Below are 16,963 nucleotides of genomic sequence, written 5' to 3'. Positions count from 1 at the left end.
TCGTGTATGGATCAGTAGTTTCGGATTCTCCTGAACCAGAGAAGATACCCTATGGGCATTCGGATATGCCCTTGGGTAGAAGTAAAGGAGATTACCCATGTACAAGAGTTATTCCATGGAGCTTGCAGGCCGCACCCTGACCGTTGATATCGGCAGAGTGGCAAAGCAGGCAAGCGGAGCCGCTTTTATGCATTACGGTGACACTACCGTACTGTCCACGGCAACGGCTTCCGATAAGCCCCGGGAGGGCATTGATTTCTTCCCCTTAAGTGTAGAGTATGAGGAGAAGCTGTATTCCGTAGGCAAGATTCCCGGCGGATTCAATAAGAGAGAGGGCAAGGCTTCTGAGAATGCCGTACTGACCTCTCGTGTCATTGACCGTCCTATGCGTCCCTTGTTCCCCAAGGATTACCGCAACGATGTGACGTTAAACAATCTGGTGCTTTCCGTAGATCCGGAGTGCAGCCCGGAGCTGACCGCTATGCTGGGATCCGCCATTGCAACAGCCGTGTCAGACATTCCCTTTGCCGGTCCCTGCGCAATGACACAGATTGGCATGATTGACGGAGAATTTATTGTAAATCCGGGACAGAATCAGTATAGGGGGTCTGATTTAAAGCTGACTGTCGCTTCCACCAGAGAAAAGGTAATTATGATTGAGGCCGGAGCCAATGAGATTCCGGAGGCAAAGATGATTGAAGCCATTTATCTGGCGCATGAGGTCAATCAGCAGGTGATTGCCTTTATTGACAAGATTGTAGCGGAATGCGGCAAGGAAAAGCACACCTATACAAGCTGCGCCGTTCCGGAAGAGCTGTTTGAGGCTATCAAGGAACAGGTTCCGCCTGAGGAGATGGAGAAGGCCGTATTTACGGACGAGAAGCAGGTACGTGAGGAGAATATCCGTCAGATTACTGCCAGGCTGGAAGAGGCATTTGCAGAGAAAGAAGAATGGCTGGAGGTTCTTGGAGAGGCTATTTACCAGTACCAGAAGAAGACCGTGCGCAAGATGATCTTAAAGGATCACAAGCGTCCTGACGGACGTGAGATTACGCAGATTCGTCCTCTGGCAGCAGAGGTGGATCTGATTCCGAGAGTTCATGGCTCCGCCATGTTTACCAGAGGGCAGACCCAGATCTGCAACATCTGTACCCTGGCGCCTTTGTCTGAGGCTCAGAGACTGGATGGTCTGGATGAAAATGAGACAAGCAAGCGTTATATGCATCACTATAATTTCCCAAGCTACTCTGTAGGTGAGACAAAGCCCAGCAGAGGACCTGGACGCCGTGAGATTGGACACGGAGCTTTGGCGGAGCGTGCGCTTTTGCCGGTGCTTCCTTCTGAGGAAGAGTTCCCCTATGCCATCCGTACCGTATCGGAGACCTTTGAGTCCAACGGTTCTACTTCCATGGCCTCTACCTGTGCATCCTGTATGTCCCTTATGGCGGCAGGCGTGCCCATTAAGAAGATGGTAGCCGGCATTTCCTGCGGTCTGGTGACCGGTGAGACGGATGATGACTATGTACTTTTGACGGATATTCAGGGCCTTGAGGACTTCTTCGGAGACATGGACTTCAAGGTAACAGGAACCACCGAGGGTATTACGGCTATTCAGATGGATATTAAGATTCACGGCCTGACACGTCCCATTGTGGAGGGAGCCATTGCAAGATGCCGGGAAGCAAGAATGTTCATTATGGATACCTGTATGAAGCCCTGCATTGCAGAGCCCAGAGCTGAGGTCGGACCTTATGCACCGAAGATTATTCAGATTCAGATCGATCCCCAGAAGATTGGTGATGTGGTTGGTCAGAGAGGTAAGACCATCAATACCATTATCGAGCAGACCGGTGTGAAGATTGATATTGATGATGACGGCGCCGTATCCGTATGTGGTACGGACAAGGCCGATATGGACAAGGCTGTGGAGCTGATTAAGATCATCGTAACCGATTTTGAAGAGGGCATGGTGCTCACCGGCAAGGTAGTCAGCATTAAGGAGTTCGGCGCATTCCTGGAGTTCGCACCGGGCAAGGAGGGCATGGTTCATATCTCTAAGATTGCAAAGCAGAGAATCAATCATGTGGAGGATGTTCTGACCCTGGGCGATGTGGTGAAGGTTGTATGTCTGGGCAAGGACAAGATGGGCCGTTTGAGCTTCAGCATGAAGGATGTAAAATAAGCACATGACAGTTCCGCCGGCGGAAGGATTAATAAAATAGCAGAGCAGGAAAAAACCTGGCTCGGAGAAAAAGAAGCCCCGCAGTTTAAAAGGATAACTGCGGGGCTTTTGTATCAGGCGGAAAAGAATTTTACAATTGCGTATATAAGGGCCTTATGTTAATCTGATAGTGTAAAATAAAAAAGACAGCAAGTCTGCGATTGGGTATAAAGAATCAGGGGTTATGAGAAAGGATAAGGCAGAGTTGGCAGGTTGTGTTTGCTCAGCTTGATTATAGGGAAAGTGCTGTGTGGGGCCTGCTTCTGGCCAGCGGCTATGTGAAGATGAAAAGCTATGTAATTGAGGCAGGAAGAACGAAATGTGAGCTTGTACTGACCAATAAGGAAGTCCATGTGATGTTCGAAGAAATGATAGAGGATTGGTTCTCGGATTTTACTCCGGCGTACAATGCATTTGTGAAGGCTCTGCTTCAGGATAATCTGGAAGAAATGAATTATTATATGAACCGTGTAACAGAGGAAACTTTCAGTTTCTTTGATACAGGGAAAAAGGCATCCGGGGCAGCAGAGCCAGAACGTTTTTACCATGGTTTTGTTCTGGGATTACTGGCGGATCTTCGAGAGCGTTATGCCCTGACTTCCAATCGGGAAAGTGGTTTGGGAAGATATGATGTGATGCTTGAGCCGGTAAGAGAGGATGATGATGCGATTATTATAGAATTCAAGGTGTTTCGCCCGGAAAAAGAGAAAACCCTTGAGGACACTGTACAGGCCGCCCTCACCCAAATAGAAGAAAAACATTACGCCGCCGCTTTGGAGGCAAAAGGCATTGCCCCGGAGCGAATCCACAGATACGGCTTTGCCTTTGAAGGAAAAAAAGTTTTAATAGGATAGGAGAAAAAATGAATCGAATCATATTAAAGGACTGCGAGGCTTTATTCAATGAAAAAACCATGGATTGGTCCCGAATAAAGAATGCTGCCATATTAGTAACCGGCGCCTGCGGCATGCTGCCGGCTTACATGATATGGATGATGATCTATCTGAATGAATATCATAACTATCACATCAAGATTCTTGCCCTGTGCAGGAATGCCAAACGGGCATCTGTGGTTTTTGGAGAATATGCAGAGAGAGATTATTTTGAACTGCTCCTTACAGATGTAACGGAACCGTTCCAGGCAGACGGTCCGGTGGACTATGTTATTCATGCGGCCAGTACCTCCTGCTCACAGTACTTTGGCACGGATCCCGTAGGAGTCATCATGCCGAACACCCAAGGAACCTTTCATACCCTAGAGCTGGCCCGCAAAAAGAGAGCAAAGGGATACCTCTATTTCAGCAGCAGCGAAATCTACGGAAGAATTGATAAGGAGTTTATTGAAGAAAAAGACTGCGGATATTTGGATTCCATGGAGCTGAGAAGCTGCTATGGGGAGAGCAAACGCCTGGGAGAGAATCTCTGTAAGGCATACAGCCATCAGTACGGTCTGCATGCGGTTGTGGTACGCCCTGCTCAGACCTACGGACCAACTATGAACCTGGAGCGGGATACGAGGGTACATTCGGGATTTGTGTCAAATATCTTAAATCATGAGCCTTTGCTGCTGAAAAGCGACGGACTTTCTTCCAGAAACTTCTGTTATCTTTATGATGGGGTGTTTGGCTACTTTAAAGCCTTGCTGGATGGGGAAGCAGGCGAAGCATACAATGTGTCGAATCCGGAAAGCAAGATAGCGATCTGCGATCTGGCAGAAATTTTAGTGAAAGCCTTTCCTGAGAGGAAAATTGAGATTGCTTATGCCAATCATGACAATGTATATCTGGAAAATCCATATAAGAAGCAAAGCACCATATCGGTAGAAAAATTAAAAGCTCTGGGCTGGACCCCCCGTATTTCTTTGGAGGAAGGCTTCCGAAGAACCGTGGCAAGCTTTATGGAGGAAAAAAAGTAATATGGAAACACAGGAAATAGCAATCTATGGAGCCAGAATGGTGGCTATGAGCATCTATCATGCAATAAAAGAACTGTATCCGGATTGCCGTATAACAGCCTTTCTTGTTACAGACAAAGAAAACAATCAAAGCTCTATTGACGGGATTCCCGTTGTGGATTTGAAAGACTTTGAAAGAAAGGATATGAAAATACTGATCGGCGCACAGGACAATTATCATGATGAAATTGCGGCGGCTCTGGAAGAAAAAGGGCTTCGAAATTATGTTAAAATTAAGGGGGAGACAGAAGCAAGGCTGATGGAACAATATTATAGACGGGTCAGGGGGGATTCCTTTCTTCACAGCTTAAAAAAAGGAGAGAGAAAAGCAGATGCGGCTGTTTATATATCAAAATTTCATGGAGACAGGCCCATTCAAAACCAATACAAACTGGAGGAATGGATGCATCCGATTCAATCCGGCGCGGCACTTACAGATTGCTCTGTCTGTGAACTGAAGGATGACAGGGGCGAAAATATATCCTTGAAAAACAGGAACTACAGTGAGCTGACTTCTATGTACTGGATTGGAAAGCACGGGGACGCAGAGTACCTGGGGCTGTTTCATTACCGGAGGATGCTGGAATTATCCGAGGAAGATCTATACCGTCTGCCTGAGAACAACATAGACGTGGTACTGGCATATCCTGCGGTTTATTATCCCGATATTTCAGTCCATCATTCCTATTATTTGAAAGAGGGAGACTGGAATGCAATGAAGCAGGCATTGGGGGAATTGGAGCCGGAATATGCCGCAGCCATGCCGGAAATATTTAAAGAAAAGTTTTTCCATAATCATAATATACTGATAGCAAAAAAGAAAGTCTTTCAGGATTATTGCAGCTGGCTGTTTCCTGTCTTGGAACGGGTGGAAGAGCTGAGCGAACCGAAAGGAAGGGACAGAGCAGACCGCTACATTGGATATCTGGGAGAAAATTTAACGACCCTGTATTTCCTGTATCATAAAAATGATTTGAATATTGTGTACACAGGACGGCGTATGCTGGTATAAGGAATCTGTCAGCCTTCCGTTGAAGCTTCGGGGGTATTCGCATCAGGATTCTCGGAAGCTTTGGCCTCTTCCTGATGCAGTTCCTCCGGATTCTTCGGAACAAACTTCAAAAAATAGGCATAGATATCCACCACCGCCTTATAAAGCTCCTCCGGGATCTCAGAGCCTAAGTTAAGCTGTGTCAGCACCGTGGCAAGTGAATTGTCCTCGTACACAGGCACGCCGTTGTTATTGGCCACCTCTACGATCTTCTCTGCCATATATCCCATACCGGAGGCCACGATAATAGGAGCCGCATTCCGGTTTTCATCATATTTTAAAGCGACTGCTTTTTTGTTCATTACTTCATTAAATTGTGACATTGACCGCATTCTTCCTTTCGAAAATCTTTGGAAATACAGAGGAAACCGGGATGGATCCCGCAGCCTGCTCTACTCCCAGATACTCACAGTTCAAACCGTTCCGATCCAGAATCTCATTCATACCCTGCTTAATCTCAGATTCGAAGGGAGAAAGATTCTCCGGATAGAAAAGCCGCATGCTCACGTTCTCCTTCTCATACACCATCAGCAGATCAAAAAAGCCCACATCCTTAATATCAAACTTAATCAGCAGCTTGGCGGTCCTCTCCTTGGGGTCCGAAGAAGCGCTTCCGTCCTCATCCGGATCAATCCACAGCTCCGAGAACATAAGCTGTCCGTTCAGTTCAATAGGAAGCATCAGGTGAAGCACCGGCATATAGACACTTTCATTCAGCAGCAAGGCATTGACCACATTTTCGAAAACCTGACGGTTCTCTAAACCGGCGTCTCCCCGGATGCCGCTCTCTACAATATTCAGGAACTTGTCAGCCCAGACAGACTTGCCGGCAGCCTTCTCAAAGTTCATCCGCATAAGAAGCTCCCGAAGCTGTTCCTCGTCCATACCCTCAAAAGTCTTCTGGAAAGAGGGGAACTTTAAAAGGTTCTTAAAGTCCGAGATAAGCTGATCCAGATCCCCGTTCTCATACCGTGCGGCATTGAAGGTAAGCTGCGCCACCAGATCACGGAGCGAACCCATATTCCGGGTCTGTGCAATATATTTGGCCAGAAAGGGAATGATATCCTGCTGAAGCCTGGCAGTATTCTGAGCCGTATCCTGAGGACCTCTGTGGTTCAGGCCCTGTGATAACCGTTCCAGCTGCTCCCGCTGCTCATGGAACATGTATTTCTTAATATCATTCAGCAGATCCTTCATATTCTCCATCAGATGCCTGCCGGAGGACATGTCGGAGTAACGTTTGAGAAAGGCAAGAATGGCGGCCCGCTGCTCTACGGTAGGAGCGTTGGTAAGGGCATCGCGCATAAGCGCAAAGAAAGGTCCCTGAAAACGGACGGACCCGGAAAACTGATTTTTTATAAATTCAAGCAGTTCCTCGTTATTCATTTTCAATAGCTGGAAAAAAGTGGAGATATCCTCCGCTGTATCTGCACCGATTCCTGCTTCTACCAGATTGGCCATACCGCCGAACATAAGCTGGGACATAGTATCCGTAAGCTGGGGGGTATCCCGAAGAAGCTGTACAAAGGTTCCGAAATTGGAATCGTAGTTGGCGCTAAGCTGGGAGCCGCTCTGGGAATTGGCATCAGAGCGGTTGTCGGGCCGTACCACACGGCTTGGATCCACCGGATTCTGAATCTGCATTTTATCCGGCTGATTCTGGGCATTATTCCTTACATTATTTTCGTAGCCTGTAGGCGGAGTGGTCACTCTTAAAATATTTGCCATTTTTTTCTCCTGATATGATAAATTTCTCTTATTTTTTTATAATTAGCTTCCGATATATAATATATATCTCAAAATAAGGTGGTGCTAATATTATGGACAATGGTATGGACAACATGTTAGACATGTATCTTTTTGAAACAAATTCATTACTTGAGCAGTTAGACGAGCTGTTAATAGAGGCAGAAAAGAATGAAGAATTCACCACGGATGATGTTAATGAAATCTTCCGGGCCATGCATACGATCAAAGGATCGTCGGCTATGATGGAATTCAACTCTTTGATGACAATTGCCCACCGGATTGAAGATTTGTTTTTCTACGTTCGGGAAAACGGTATCGATTCCCTGAACAGTACGGATAAAAGCGAATTGTTTAATCTAACGTTCAAGTCCACGGATGTGCTCCGCGGCGAAGTTGAGAAGCTGGAGAATAACGAGCCCCTTAGTACTAATATCGACAGTATGACTTCAGAAATTAATAGTTTTCTGAATAAAATTAGCGGTACGGAAGAAGAAAAGGAAGAAGCGGGGCAGGCAGAACCGGCAGCGGAGGGGAACGATTCTGCGGGGCATACCGTAGGACATGAGTTCATTGATTCTTTGGGCAGCAAGTGCCCGGTTTTCCTGCAGGTATTCTTTGAAGAGGGCTGCGGTATGGAGAATCTCCGTGCTTTCATGCTCGTAAATGCGCTGAAGGAAATGGATCTGGAATTTGAATTTTACCCGGCGGATGTGGAGACGAACGGCGCCACAAGCGAAGCGATTATAGAAAATGGCTTTGTGATAGGGATGAATTCGGAGGAAGGTATGCACAAGGCAGTCTCCGTAGTGGAGGAGCAGGGCAGCATTCAGACGTATGAGATCCTTTATGCGGCGGTGGAAGAAAAGAAACCGGAGGAAGTGAAGGCCGAAGAGGCAGCTGCGCCTGTGGAAAGGGCATCGGCTGAGCCGGTGAAAGAAAAGGCACATCCGGCAGTAAAGGAAGCTTCCAGTACGCCGACACAGCATGGTGCGGCCAAGCAAAGCTTGATTAGTGTAAATCTTTCCAAGCTGGATGCCCTGCAGGCTGTTGTGGGAGAGATTGTAATCACAGAGTCTATGGTGACTTCTTCTCCGGAGCTTCGGGGATTGAAGCTGGACAGCTTCCTTAAGTCTACGAGACAGCTGCGCAAGCTGACAGATGACCTTCAGGATATTGCCATGTCTCTTCGGATGGTATCGATCTCCGGAACCTTCCAGAAGATGAACCGGATTGTTCGGGATATGAAGAAGGCGCTGAACAAAGACGTACGCCTTACCATTATTGGTGAAGACACGGAGATTGACAAGACAATCATTGACAGCATCGGTGATCCCATTATGCATATTGTCCGGAATTCCATGGACCATGGAATTGAGACCAGCAAGGAGGAACGTATTGCGGCCGGCAAGGACCCTCAGGGTGAGCTGATTTTGTCCGCTTCCCATACGGGAAGTGAAGTTGTAATCTCCATTTCCGATGACGGCCAGGGTATGGATACGGAGAAGATTCTGGCAAAGGCGGAAAGAAACGGTCTTTTGACCAAGCCGGCCAGTGAGTATTCCAAAAGAGAGATTCTTGCACTGCTTATGCTGCCGGGCTTTTCTACGAATGAAGAGGTTACGGAGTTTTCCGGCCGGGGCGTTGGCATGGATGTGGTAAAGAAGAATGTGGAGAGCGTAGGAGGAACCATCAGTATCACCAGCGAGCTGGGACAGGGAAGCTGCACGACTCTGAAGATTCCTTTGACCATGGCGATTGTTGACGGTATGGAGATTCGGGTTGGAAAGTCTATCTTTACGGTTCCCATTTCCAATATCCGCCAGTCCATTAAGATTGCCAGAGAGAACGTGCTGCATGATGCCAAGGGCAATGAGATTGTAAAAATTATGGATGAGTTTTATCCCATTGTCCGTCTGCATGAGTTCTATAATATTGAGACAGAGGTTACACAGATTGAAGACGGAATTCTTATCTGGGTAGAGGCAGGCGATCATTCCTACTGTATGTTTGTGGATGAGCTTTTAGGAGAGCGCCAGATTGTGGTAAAACCGCTGCCAACCTATTTGAACAGCTTTAATATCAAAGATTACGGAATCAGCGGCTGTACTATTTTAGGCGATGGAAACATCAGTATCATTCTGGAAGTGATGAACCTTTATAATGCGGCAAATGTATAATAATATAGATTTGGAGGAAAACACATGTCTACGGAACAGATGCAGAATACAAATATAGAAGGCCAAGGGACGGAAGCAATGGAAGCGGATATCCCTATGGAGCGTTATCTGACCTTTCGTTCGGATGGTACGACTATGGGAGTAAGCACCAATTATGTGATTGAGATTCTTACGGATCAATCTATTACGGAGCTTCCTATGGTTCCTGACTATATCAAGGGAATTATCAATATGAGAGGACAGATTGTACCGATTATCGATATTCGGGCAAGGATGGGCAAATTTGCGGACTGTACGGATAAGTCCTGCATAATTGTGCTGGAGATTGATTCTACCTATGTGGGTATTTGGGTAGACGGCGTCGAGCAGGTGCTGGACATTGATCAAACACAGATTTCACCTATTCCTGTGGAGGATCAGCAGGGACTGGTAGATGGAATGATTTCCTTAAGCAGCCAGGAGGTACTTCTCTTCCTGAACTGTCAGGAGTTGATTCGGACATATTAAGGTTAGTAAAAACAGTAATATCCTGCCAGTGCACAGAACAATTTACAGACACATGCCATTGTGGCTGGAAATTGTTCTATATAAGGGTGTGCTGGAAGGATATTACGGGACTTTAAATGGAGGATGTTATGCTTACGATAACGGACAGTGACTTTCAACGGTTGATTAGCTTTGTAAAGACCAATTACGGTATTGACTTATCTAAGAAAAAACAGCTTATTATGGGAAGACTTTCCGGAACGATTATGTCTATGGGATTTAACAGCTTCAAAGACTATGTGGATTACCTGTTAAAGAGCAAAAAGCCGGAAGATCTGGAGCTGATGCTGAATAAGCTTACTACAAATTACACATATTTTATGCGTGAGGAAGCGCACTTTAAGTTTTTTACAGAGACAATTCTTCCTTATCTGGAGAAGACAAAGAAGGATAAGGTTCTGAGTATCTGGAGTGCCGGATGCTCTTCCGGCGAGGAGCCATATACGATCTCCATGCTGATTAAAGAGTATTTTGGTGCAAAGGCTTCTCAGTGGGATACCAGAGTGCTGGCTACGGATATTTCCATGAACGCTTTAGGAGCCGCTCAGCATGCGGTTTATGATGAAAGCTCCTTAAAAGAGGTGCCGGCCACCTGGAAGACCAAGTATTTTTCCAGAACAACAGAGCCGGGAATCTATGAGGTGGCTCCTATTATTAAAGACAATGTAATTTTCCGGACCTTTAATCTCATGGATCCCATTCACTTTAAGCTGAAGTTTGACGTGATTTTCTGCAGAAACGTCATGATCTATTTTGATCAGGCCACAAAAGAGGCCCTGGTAAAGCGGTTTTATCAGGCAACCAGTCCGGGCGGCTATCTGCTGATTGGCCATTCGGAAAGTCTGAATAAAGAGAATACGCCTTACCGGTACTTGATGCCGGCGACGTATCGTAAGGAATAGAAAGGTTCGAATAAAATGAACAAAAAAATAAGGGTGTTCGTGGTGGATGACTCCATTTTTTTCCGTCAAATGGTGATCAATGATCTGAATAAACGGAGCAATCTGGAGGTGGTGGGATTCGCAGCCAGCGCTTTTGATGCCCGGACAAAGATTCCAAATATAAAACCAGATGTTATTACCTTGGACGTGGAGATGCCGGGCTTAAGCGGAATTGATTTCCTGAAGGAGCTTTTACCTAAGTATCCGATCCCCGTGATTCTGGTATCTTCTTTAAACTTAAGTGTATTTGATGCGTTGTCTGCAGGGGCGGTGGATTTTGTACAGAAGCCCAATATGAGTAAGGAATACAATGTTGCAAGCTTTTTTAATGTGCTGAACAGTAAGATTTATATTGCCTCCAAGGCAAAGGTCAATGCGGGCGTCCAGAAGCGGGCGACGGGCGCCCCCCAGGCGGCAGCGCCCGGATCGGCCGCAATGTTCAGTTCCAACTTGTCAGCAGCGATTCAGAACAATATGCTGATTGCCATCGGCGCTTCTACGGGAGGAACGGAGGCAACCCTTGAGGTGCTTCAGAGACTTCCGGCGGATATGCCCGGCATCGTTGTGACACAGCATATGCCGGAAGGTTTTACGAAGATGTATGCAGAGCGTCTAAACCGTATCTGTAAGCTGGAGGTGAAAGAGGCTGCAAATGGGGATCGGGTCCGGAGGGGATTGGTGCTGATTGCCCCGGGAGGGCCTTTGCAGATGCGTGTGGAGAAGGATTTAAAGGGATATTATGTATCCTGCCAGCCGGGTGAAAAGGTCAATGGACACCGTCCTTCCGTAGACGTGCTGTTCTCATCTGTGGCAAAGAAGGTCGGAAGAAATGCTGTAGGTATTATTATGACCGGCATGGGCCGGGACGGTGCAAGCGGTCTTCTTGAGATGCGCAACGCCGGGGCATTTACTATCGGCCAGGATAAAGAATCCTGTGTGGTATACGGAATGCCCATGGTGGCCTATGATATCGGAGGCGTCTGCATTCAGGCTTCCTGTACCAATATCTCTAATGTGCTGTTAAATCAGCTTCGTAAGATGTAGCCAAATTTAATCTTCTTTCTTGTTATGTTTTTTCCGTTTTTGCCGATAGATAAAATAAGAAGCAGGACGCAAGTTTCTCTGAAAGGAGTTTCATGTATGAAAATTTCATTAAATAATATAAGTCCATACCGTATGGAAGCCACCGGACATACGAGAACCGATGGAAAAGTCTCCGGTGGGACAAAAGGGAATGGCAACTATGATGCGTTGACCATTCAGTCCAGCTCCAGACAGATTCAGGAAAAGACATTTTCAGAAGCCCTGTCAAAACAGGTAGTGTCGGAGAGCGGCCAGGGAGCGTCCGCAGATAAAGTGGAAGCCATTAAGCAGCAGGTGGAAGCAGGGACCTACCAGATTGACCCCTATATGATTGCAGCCCGGATGCTGGTGAGCGGGGAGGCTTTTGCCCATGCGTGATTTATCGGCCTTTGAGAAAGTGATTCAGCAGATGATTGAACTCTTTGACCGGATGATTCCCCTGGAGCAGTCAAAGCTTGAGGCAGTGAGCAAGAACAAGATTGCTGTTCTGGAGGATATTATAAAGAAGGAACAGGCGGAGATTATGAGTCTGCGCGGGTTGGATCAGAAGCGTGAGCGAACCCAGGAAGAACTGGGGTGGAAGGATCTGACCTTTCAGCAGATTTTAAAAGAGGCGCCTGAGGAGCAGTCAAAACTTCAGGAGCTTTTTGACGAACTGGCCGGCCGGGTGAAAACTTTTCAGTCTGTGACGGAAAGCTCCAAGACGATGATGGAAGTCAATCTTCATGCTATCAATCAGGTGATCGCCCAGCAGGCCGGCGGAACTCAGACCTATAAGGAAGACGGTTCCGTAGAGGCAGGAACATCTCACTTTACCGACAGACGCATATAAAGGAGGATTTTGGCTATGATGCGTTCAACATTTGCCGGTTTTACCACGGCGACTCTTGCTTTAAGTGCAAGTCACCGAGCCCTGGAAGTGACCGGACAGAATATTGCAAATATTAATACACCAGGCTATACCAGACAGCGACTGGACGTTCAGAGTTTATATCTCAGGGGCGGAGAATTTTATAATTCCCATCCCAATGCAAGAATTGGATTCGGTGTGGAGATTACGGGAGTTTCCCAGCTTCGGGATCCGTTCCTGGATGTCCAGTATCGGAATCAGATGGCGAAGCTGGGTACTACAGATGCTCAGGTATCCGGTTATGAGAAGCTGGCCAACGTGTTGGATGAGACGAATCGGGACGGCATAAAAAATGCACTGATTAACCTGAACTCTCAGCTTCAGAAGCTGGCTCAGAATCCTAACAGCAAAGAATATGATTCCATGGTGCGTTCCTCCAGCCAGATTCTGCTGAATCTCTTTCATCAGAATGCAACGGATCTTCAGGAGGTTCGGACAGATTTAACCAGTGAATTCCGGGATACTACGGTAAAGGATCTTAATAAGATTTTAGAGAATATTGCAGAATTGAATGAGAGCATTAAGAACAGTCAGATCTTGGGTAATCCGGCTTTGGAACTAAAGGATGAGCGGAATGAGCTTATTGACGAGTTGTCAAGCTATCTGCCTATTACAACTAAGTACCGGGATCATGATCTGGGCGCAGGGTTTACCGTAGAAGAGTTGGATATTTATTTCACGGATACGGAAGGGAATAAGTTCAAGCTGATTTCCGATAATAAGGCAGGAAGTTTTTCGGCGGATACGGATGGACAGCCGGTGAGATTGTCTCTTACGGATGTTTATGGAGATAGACCGGAGGAGATTACCGATACTCTTGGCGAAGGCGTGTTGAAGGGAACTCTGGATATTCTGAATAAGTCCGGCGGATTTGATAATCCGCCTACGGATGTGCGGGGGCTTGGGTATTATGAGAAGTCTTTGGATTCACTGGTGGCAACATTAGCTGAGACGTTGAATGAGTTGAACAGTATGCCTGAAGTGGATGCGGATGGCAATCCGGTATTGGATGCCAATGGTAATCCCACATATAAATATTCCCATCAGGTAGCTGTATTGGATGCGGATGGCAATCCGGTATTGGATGGCAATGGTGATCCTGTTTATAAACAAGCGCCTAACAATCTCTTTGAGCCCGTTGATTCCGGCAAGCCCATATCAGCCAGCAATATTAAGATTGCCGATGGTTGGGCCAATGGAGAATACGGAGTTGCAACTTCCGGTGTAATGGTACCCAGCGGTGACGGAGACGGAAAGGGCGACAGTATTGACGGCAGCGGAGCTACGGCAGATGAGAATGTTCTGAAGATGATTGAGGCAATGTCAGCAGATCACCAGTTCTCATATAAATATGTCAGAGAAGACGGTACGGACGGGAAGGTAGATTTTTATAAAGGAAATTTCTACAACTGCTTTGTCAATATGGAAAATGTTCTGAACATTGACTTAAAAGCAGGCAACAATACGCTGGATAATAAGATAACCGTTATTAACCAGACGGCGGACCTGAAGGATTCTGTATCCGGTGTTTCTCTGGACGAGGAAGGAATCAGTCTTTTGCATTATCAGCAGTCTTATTCAGCAGCGGCCAGACTGATGACTACACTGGATGAAGCTCTTGATAAGCTGATTAACGGAACCGGTGTAGTGGGACGATAAGCAGGAGGTAATCATGTTAAGAATTACAACAAGCGCATTAATCAGAAATTATAAATCTAATTTGGGCAAATCCATATCCAATTTGGATTTGGCTCGAACTAAGGTAATGACTCAGCGGAACTTTACAAAAGGCTATCAGGATCCGACCGGTGCGGTTCGGGAGTCTGCCCTGAATTGGAAGTATGCAAAGAATCAGGATTACATTGATGCCATTGATGACGCCCAGTCCTTCCAGAATGCGCAGGAGGATGCCATCACCCAGATCAATACGCAGGCACGTTATTTAAGCAAGCAGTATGGCTTGGAGGCAATGAACGGCACCAACTGGACTCAGGATGTGCGTAAGACCTATGCGGCGGCTTTCCGTGAGGCTATGAAGTCTATGACTATGAGTATGAATGCCTCTTACGGTGACAAGTTTGTATTCGGCGGAGCAGACGGAGGACACACACCCTTTGAACTTAAGACAAATGATGACGGCTCCACATCGCTGCTGTACAGGGGAGTGGATGTGAGCCACCCGGAGGAAGCGCTGAAGGAAAAACTGGATCAGATGTCGAGAGAAGAGGTGTATACGGATCTTGGCTTTGGTCTGACTTTGGATGAGGATGGCAAGGTAATAAATTCCACGGCATTTAATACCTCTTTGCCGGGTATCAATGTAGTTGGATACGGAACGCGGGAGGATAACCCGGATATCAGCAACAACATTATCATTTTGGCAGGACAGATTGCGGATGAGCTGGAGAAAGAAGATTTTGATGTGGAGAAGTACAGAGAGCTTCTTACAGCCTTCGACGATACCCGGGGCCGCCTGGTTGATAACCTGACTACCATCGGAACAAGAACAAATTTCCTGGAGACTACAAAGAGCAGACTGGAGGATCAGCAGATAAATCTGACAGAGCAGTTTGACAATGTAGTAAATGTAGATATGGCAGAAGCAATTACAGAATTCTCCTGGGCGCAGTATGCATACAACGCCGCCCTGAAGATAGGAACAAATATTCTCACGCCGTCATTTATTGATTTTATGAGTTGAGTGGCATGAGATAGAAATTGCATGGTTTGGAGGGGAAGCATGGCATGAAGCAGCTAATTAATATTACAACCGTACCGATTCAGTATGAGCTGAAGATACAGAATGCCCGTTTGCAGTACAAAGCTTCGACTGCCGAAGTGGAGATCAGCCGGAATAAGGGCGGAATGCGAATTAAAAGCCGTCCGGTAAAATTGAATATTGATTCTTTTGAAGCGCGGAATTCTGTGGTTCCTACCACGGCCCGCAGCGTTGCTCAGACAGCCCAGCAGGGAAAAGCATCGGCATATGAAGCTACGGCACAGTTGGCACAGGAAGGCCAGCTGATGCTGAAAGCAAAGATTGGCGAGGATGTTTTGGGACAGATTTTCTCTAATAGGCTTCAGCAGCCTACTGGAGAGTTTGAGTTGGGATTTACGCCGTCAGAGCCGGTAGAATTAAGCTATGAGGCGGGGGATCTAATCATTAATTATCAGATGGATAAGCTGAATTTTGATTTGAAGGTTGCCAATGGGAACTTTGAATTTGTTCCCGGAGATATTGAGCTTTCCATTACACAGCATCCGGAAGTAAGGATTGAGTATGTGGGAGGTCCTATTTACGTACCGCCCAGTGCAGATCCCAATTTTGAACCGTTAGATGTAAGGGCTTAGAGATAAGCCCTTTTTTCCTTTTCTAAAGCTCGTCTTTTTCAGGTGATGAGGAGAAAATACAGGTGCGGCGTATATGACTGAGCTATGTTTTAACGGAGGTAATAGATGAAGATTAATAACAAATATTTTGGAGAAATAGAATATGAGGCTGAGGAGAAGCTTTCCTTCCCGGACGGCCTGTTTGGATTTGAAGAACATAAGGAATTTCTTCCCATTCCTTTTGAGGAAGGGACGGATACGCTGATTTGTCTTCAGTCCCTTGCGGATCAGGACCTTAGCTTTATTTTGCTGAATCCCTTTGCGTTTTTTGTGGACTATGATCCGCAGATTTCCAAAGAGGATCAGACAGCCATTGGTTCACCTAAGGAAGAGGACATCTCATATTATGTCATAGGCGTGATTCGAGATCGAGTTGCAGACAGCACAGTGAACCTGAAAGCTCCTATTGCGGTAAATTCCAAAACCCGTAATGCACGCCAGATTATTCTGGAGGATCCGGCCTACACATTTCGTCATGCTTTGGGTGAGACAAAGGGGAGGGAGGAGTAAGATGCTGATTTTACAACGAAAAAGGAATCAATCCATTCTCATAGGCAATGAGATAGAGCTGACAGTTCTGGAGATTGGAGCAGACCAGGTGAAGCTTGCTTTGACTGCCCCCAGAGATATCTCCATATTAAGGAAAGAACTTGTAGAAGCTGCTGATATAAATCGGGAAGCCGCAGGAGTTGGTTCTCTGAATGCGTTGAAGAAAATGATTAAAAAAGAAGAAGCTGAGTAATATTTGAAGTTTATAAGAGGCTGCTGCAGAATATGGGCTGAGAAATATATATAAAGTCAGTTCATGTTTTCGGCAGCTTTAAGATTTTAATATTGCGAATGTATTTATGTTTTCCCGGCAGGATAAAGAGGCAGCCGGCAAGGAAAATTGCAGAAACAAAATTTACAGTTTTTATTTCTGTGTTTATGTAAATTTTCTA

General features: G+C 46.3%; 17 protein-coding genes. 15 read left to right on the top strand and 2 right to left on the bottom strand.

Translation table 11 applies throughout. The annotated features are described in order from the left end of the window. Positions 1 to 97: 97 nt before the first annotated feature. From VSQ61_RS01245 to VSQ61_RS01230, 4 genes are all read left to right on the top strand, one after another. Entirely contained in the window at positions 98 to 2,182 is a 2,085-nt protein-coding gene (locus VSQ61_RS01245) for a polyribonucleotide nucleotidyltransferase (RefSeq protein ID WP_334342611.1), read from the top strand. 254 nt (positions 2,183 to 2,436) lie between these two features. Then, the gene (locus tag VSQ61_RS01240; protein ID WP_334342610.1) at positions 2,437 to 3,075 is read left to right on the top strand and encodes a PD-(D/E)XK nuclease domain-containing protein; all 639 of its coding nucleotides are present in this window, start codon (positions 2,437 to 2,439) and stop codon (positions 3,073 to 3,075) included. A gap of 8 nt (positions 3,076 to 3,083) precedes the next feature. Next, on the top strand, positions 3,084 to 4,136 hold the full coding sequence (locus VSQ61_RS01235) for an NAD-dependent epimerase/dehydratase family protein (protein ID WP_334342609.1): 1,053 nt from the start codon (positions 3,084 to 3,086) through the stop codon (positions 4,134 to 4,136). 1 nt (position 4,137) lies between these two features. Next, complete coding sequence (locus VSQ61_RS01230; protein ID WP_334342608.1) at positions 4,138 to 5,187, top strand: DUF4422 domain-containing protein; 1,050 nt, start codon at positions 4,138 to 4,140, stop codon at positions 5,185 to 5,187. Positions 5,188 to 5,195: 8 nt separating this feature from the next. On the opposite strand, the gene VSQ61_RS01225 is transcribed toward VSQ61_RS01230, so the two are convergent. After that, positions 5,196 to 5,549 (bottom strand): EscU/YscU/HrcU family type III secretion system export apparatus switch protein, encoded by a 354-nt coding sequence (locus VSQ61_RS01225; RefSeq protein ID WP_334342607.1) that lies wholly within the window; start codon positions 5,547 to 5,549, stop codon positions 5,196 to 5,198. Beyond that, entirely contained in the window at positions 5,536 to 6,954 is a 1,419-nt protein-coding gene (locus VSQ61_RS01220) for a hypothetical protein (protein WP_334342606.1), read from the bottom strand. The genes VSQ61_RS01225 and VSQ61_RS01220 overlap by 14 nt, the downstream gene beginning before the upstream one ends. A 92-nt stretch (positions 6,955 to 7,046) precedes the next feature. On the opposite strand from VSQ61_RS01220, the gene VSQ61_RS01215 reads away from it, so the two are divergent. The 11 genes from VSQ61_RS01215 (at position 7,047) to VSQ61_RS01165 (ending at position 16,764) form a co-directional block, all read left to right on the top strand. Next, a complete protein-coding gene (locus VSQ61_RS01215) occupies positions 7,047 to 9,152 on the top strand; it encodes a chemotaxis protein CheW (RefSeq protein ID WP_334342605.1) in 2,106 nt (701 codons plus the stop codon). 24 nt (positions 9,153 to 9,176) lie between these two features. Further along, on the top strand, positions 9,177 to 9,659 hold the full coding sequence (locus VSQ61_RS01210) for a chemotaxis protein CheW (protein ID WP_334342604.1): 483 nt from the start codon (positions 9,177 to 9,179) through the stop codon (positions 9,657 to 9,659). A 128-nt stretch (positions 9,660 to 9,787) separates the two neighbouring features. After that, the gene (locus VSQ61_RS01205; RefSeq protein WP_334342603.1) at positions 9,788 to 10,600 is read left to right on the top strand and encodes a CheR family methyltransferase; all 813 of its coding nucleotides are present in this window, start codon (positions 9,788 to 9,790) and stop codon (positions 10,598 to 10,600) included. A 15-nt stretch (positions 10,601 to 10,615) separates the two neighbouring features. Beyond that, the gene (locus VSQ61_RS01200; RefSeq protein ID WP_334342602.1) at positions 10,616 to 11,683 is read left to right on the top strand and encodes a protein-glutamate methylesterase/protein-glutamine glutaminase; all 1,068 of its coding nucleotides are present in this window, start codon (positions 10,616 to 10,618) and stop codon (positions 11,681 to 11,683) included. 96 nt (positions 11,684 to 11,779) lie between these two features. Continuing rightward, the gene (locus VSQ61_RS01195; protein ID WP_334342601.1) at positions 11,780 to 12,100 is read left to right on the top strand and encodes a flagellar biosynthesis anti-sigma factor FlgM; all 321 of its coding nucleotides are present in this window, start codon (positions 11,780 to 11,782) and stop codon (positions 12,098 to 12,100) included. Next, positions 12,093 to 12,554, top strand: coding sequence for a flagellar protein FlgN (locus tag VSQ61_RS01190; protein ID WP_334342600.1), 462 nt, complete (start codon positions 12,093 to 12,095; stop codon positions 12,552 to 12,554). Before VSQ61_RS01195 ends, VSQ61_RS01190 begins: the two co-directional genes overlap by 8 nt. Positions 12,555 to 12,569: 15 nt before the next feature. After that, positions 12,570 to 14,291: a flagellar hook-associated protein FlgK gene (gene flgK / locus VSQ61_RS01185; protein WP_334342599.1), complete on the top strand. Its 1,722-nt coding sequence runs from the start codon at positions 12,570 to 12,572 to the stop codon at positions 14,289 to 14,291. Between the two features lie 13 nt (positions 14,292 to 14,304). Continuing rightward, positions 14,305 to 15,333 carry a flagellin family protein gene (locus VSQ61_RS01180; RefSeq protein WP_334342598.1) on the top strand — a complete coding sequence of 343 codons (1,029 nt, stop codon included), beginning with the start codon at positions 14,305 to 14,307 and terminating at the stop codon, positions 15,331 to 15,333. A gap of 44 nt (positions 15,334 to 15,377) precedes the next feature. After that, positions 15,378 to 15,983: a DUF6470 family protein gene (locus VSQ61_RS01175; RefSeq protein ID WP_334342597.1), complete on the top strand. Its 606-nt coding sequence runs from the start codon at positions 15,378 to 15,380 to the stop codon at positions 15,981 to 15,983. Positions 15,984 to 16,088: 105 nt separating this feature from the next. Beyond that, a complete protein-coding gene (gene fliW, locus VSQ61_RS01170) occupies positions 16,089 to 16,532 on the top strand; it encodes a flagellar assembly protein FliW (RefSeq protein ID WP_334342596.1) in 444 nt (147 codons plus the stop codon). Between the two features lies 1 nt (position 16,533). Further along, complete coding sequence (locus VSQ61_RS01165; protein ID WP_334342595.1) at positions 16,534 to 16,764, top strand: carbon storage regulator; 231 nt, start codon at positions 16,534 to 16,536, stop codon at positions 16,762 to 16,764. Positions 16,765 to 16,963: the final 199 nt, after the last annotated feature.

Source organism: Candidatus Merdisoma sp. JLR.KK006, from assembly GCF_036941035.1.
Taxonomy (GTDB): domain Bacteria; phylum Bacillota; class Clostridia; order Lachnospirales; family Lachnospiraceae; genus Laedolimicola.
The sequence above is the reverse complement of the archived record's forward strand: the minus strand, read 5'-3'. Positions and strand labels throughout refer to the sequence as shown.